Raw genomic sequence first — 3,075 nt, forward strand, 5'->3', positions numbered from 1 at the left:
GCGGTGCGCTTCGCGCTGCGCGGCGCCATGGTGGTGCTGCGCAGCGTGCCCGAGCTGGTGTGGGCATTGGTGTTCGTGCGCGTGGTCGGCCTGGGCCCCACGGCCGGCGTGCTGGCCATCGCGCTCACCTATGCCGGCATGCTGGGCAAGGTGTACGGCGAAATCCTGGAAAGCGGCGATGCGCACGCGGCCACCTCGCTGCTGCGCAACGGCGCCGGCCGCGTGCAGGCTTTCTTCTACGGCCTGCTGCCGCAGAACGCGGCCGAGCTCACCAGCTACACGGTGTACCGCTGGGAATGTGCGATCCGCTCCTCGGCCGTGCTCGGCTTCGTCGGCGCTGGCGGACTGGGGCAGCAGATCGACGCCTCCACCAAGATGTTCAACGGCGGCGAGGTCGCCACCATGCTGCTGGTGTTCGTGCTGCTGGTGGCCGCCACCGACCGCCTGAGCGGCTGGCTGCGCCGCGCGCTGGCCTGAAGCAACGCACAGACATGGCACGCTGCCGCACCTGCTGGTTCCTGGCCGCCATGGCGGCGCTGGTTGTCGCCAGCTTCTGGTCGCTGGACCTGCAGTGGGCCCGCTTCCTGTCGCCGGGCGCGCTGGCGCGCATGGGCAAGTTCATCGCCGAACTGTTCTCGCTGGATCCCGGCGCGGGCTTCCTGCGCAAGCTGCTGCCGGCGGCGCTGGAGACGCTGGCGATGTCGGTGGTCGGCACGCTGCTGGCCGTGGCCGGCGGGCTGCTGCTGGCGCTGCCGGCGAGCAAGCTGCATGCGGATGATCCGGCGCGCTGGCGCGGCATCGCGCGGCTGGCGCTCAACGTGCTGCGCAGCGTGCCCGAGCTGCTGTGGGCGGCGCTGCTGCTGATCGCCGCCGGCCTTGGCCCCTTCGCCGGCACGCTGGCGCTGGCGCTGCACACCACCGGCGTGCTGGGCCGCCTGTTCGCCGAAAGCATGGAGAACGAAGCGCCCGATCCGGCCTTCGCGCTGCGCCTGCGCGGCGTGCCCGAAGGCCGCGTGTTCCTCTACGCCACCTTGCCGCAGGTGCTGCCGCAGCTTCTCAGCTACACGCTGTACCGCTGGGAGAACAACATCCGCGCCGCCGCCATCCTGGGCGTGGTCGGCGCCGGCGGCCTGGGCCAGCTGCTGGCCTACCACCTGGGCCTGTTCCAGATGGGCGAAACCGGCTGGGTGCTGGGCGCGATGGTGGTGCTGGTCGGGCTGGTGGACGGCGCCAGCTACGCCGCGCGCCGGCTGCTGTCGCGTTGACTGGTCCGGCGCTGGCGCGGCGCCTGCGCTGACGTCGGCCAAGCGGGTTCGCTCCCTACACTGGCCGATGACTCAAGCTCCACAGATCCGTAAAGGACAGGCCCCGCCGCAGCTCGACCGGCAGGCGTTCCACCAACGCTTTTTGCAGGACTTCTTCGATCCCGCCTTCCGCGCGCATGACGCCGCACTGGCGCAACTGGAAGAGGTGGCCTGGTCCGCCTACCAGGAAGGCCGCAAGGCACCGGTGACGGCCAAGGCCGGACCCGGGTTCTTCGACCCGGACTACGACATGTCGGTGGAATGGCGCGCCACGCGCGACCGGCTGCTGGCCGCCGACGCGCGGCAAAAGGATGCGGCGACGCCCTCGCGCGTGCTGGTGGTGTGCGGCTCCTCGCGCAACGACGGCACCTGCCCCGGCGAAATCTCCAAGACCTACCGGATGTCGCGCATCGCGCGCGAGGTGCTGGGCGAGGCCGGCATCGAAGTCGATCTGCTCGACCTGAGCCGGATCACCTCCGAGTACGGCCTGCGCATCCATCCGTGCAAGGGCTGCGTGTCCACCGCAATGCCGCTGTGCCACTGGCCGTGCAGCTGCTACCCGAACCACGCCGAGCGCCAGACCGGCGACTGGATGAACGAGATCTACGAGCGGTGGGTCAGCGCGCACGGCGTGATCCTGCTCACGCCCGTCTACTGGTACCAGGCGGCCAGCCCGCTCAAGCTGATGATCGACCGCCTGGTCTGCGCCGACGGCGGCAACCCCGATCCGACGACCACGCACGGCAAGAAGCCCGAGGAGGCCAAGGCGATCGAACTCGCGGGCTGGGACTATCCCAAGCACCTGGCCGGGCGCGCCTACGGCGTGGTGGTGCACGGCGACGTGGCCGGCATCGAGGGCGTGCGGCGTACGCTATCGGACTGGCTGGACTGGATGGGCCTGCTCGACGCCGGCCAGCTGGCGCGGCTGGACCGCTTCATCGGCTACTACGAACCGTACGCGACCAGCCACGAGACGCTGGACCGCGACACCGCCGTGCAGGAGGAAGTGCGCAACGTCGCCCGCGCGGTGGCGAAGGCGGTGGCGGGCATCCGCACGGGGCAGTTCACCTCGGCGGACGCGGCGCTGGAGCCGGCGCGGCGCAAATAGGGTCCAGCGCCGGCCACTGCCGCTGCAGGGCCGCGAACAGCGCCAGCGCCAGCGGCGACGTGGTGTCCGCGCGGCGGCACACCAGCAGCTTGCGCCGTGCCCAGGGTTCTTCCAGTTCCAGGATCGCCAGCTGCGACGCGGACGCGCACCCCGCCAGCAGCGCACGCGGCAGCACGCTGATGCCGAAGCCGCGCGCGACGAGATCGAGCACGCCCTCGGCCGTCGGCACGCTGACCACCGTGTTCAGCGCACCGCCCGCGCGCACCGCCTGCATCACCAGGTGCGTGTGCAGGGCGCCGTCCTCGCGCCAGCCGACCCAGTCGTGCGCGAGCGCGTCGCTGAACCGCAGCGCGCCGCGCGCCGCGAGTGCATGGCCGCGCGCAGCGACCAGCACCAGCGGGTCGGCGCCGAGTTCTTCGGCAACCAGGCCGTCGGTGGCGGCCGCGTCGGTCACGATGCCGACGCCGGCGGCGCCCGTGTGCAGCGCATGCACCGTGGCTTCGCTGGCGCTCTCGCGCACCGACAGCCGTGCGCCGGGATGCCGCGCCAGCACGTCGCCGACCACGCCCTGCAGTGGCCGGACATTGACCGAGCTGTTGACCAGCAACACGGCGCAGCCGGCGGCGGGCCGCTGCGCCGCGCCGACGTCGCGCCGCAGCGCAT

The 3,075-nt window shown here is 71.9% G+C and carries 4 protein-coding genes; 3 read left to right on the top strand and 1 reads right to left on the bottom strand.

What is annotated here, in order from left to right:
- From H0U68_RS23930 to H0U68_RS23940, 3 genes are all read left to right on the top strand, one after another.
- A partial coding sequence (locus H0U68_RS23930; RefSeq protein WP_296359476.1) for an ABC transporter permease subunit occupies positions 1 to 477 on the top strand: 477 nt, incomplete at its 5' end.
- A 14-nt stretch (positions 478 to 491) separates the two neighbouring features.
- Entirely contained in the window at positions 492 to 1,265 is a 774-nt protein-coding gene (phnE, locus tag H0U68_RS23935; protein ID WP_296359477.1) for a phosphonate ABC transporter, permease protein PhnE, read from the top strand.
- Between the two features lie 67 nt (positions 1,266 to 1,332).
- Complete coding sequence (locus tag H0U68_RS23940) at positions 1,333 to 2,412, top strand: flavodoxin family protein (protein ID WP_296359479.1); 1,080 nt, start codon at positions 1,333 to 1,335, stop codon at positions 2,410 to 2,412.
- Here H0U68_RS23940 and H0U68_RS23945 read toward each other — a convergent pair.
- A partial coding sequence (locus H0U68_RS23945; RefSeq protein ID WP_296359481.1) for a LysR substrate-binding domain-containing protein occupies positions 2,369 to 3,075 on the bottom strand: 707 nt, incomplete at its 5' end. The two genes, H0U68_RS23940 and H0U68_RS23945, sit on opposite strands and share 44 nt — an antisense overlap.

This window comes from Ramlibacter sp., from assembly GCF_013697775.1.
Lineage (GTDB): Bacteria > Pseudomonadota > Gammaproteobacteria > Burkholderiales > Burkholderiaceae_C > Ramlibacter.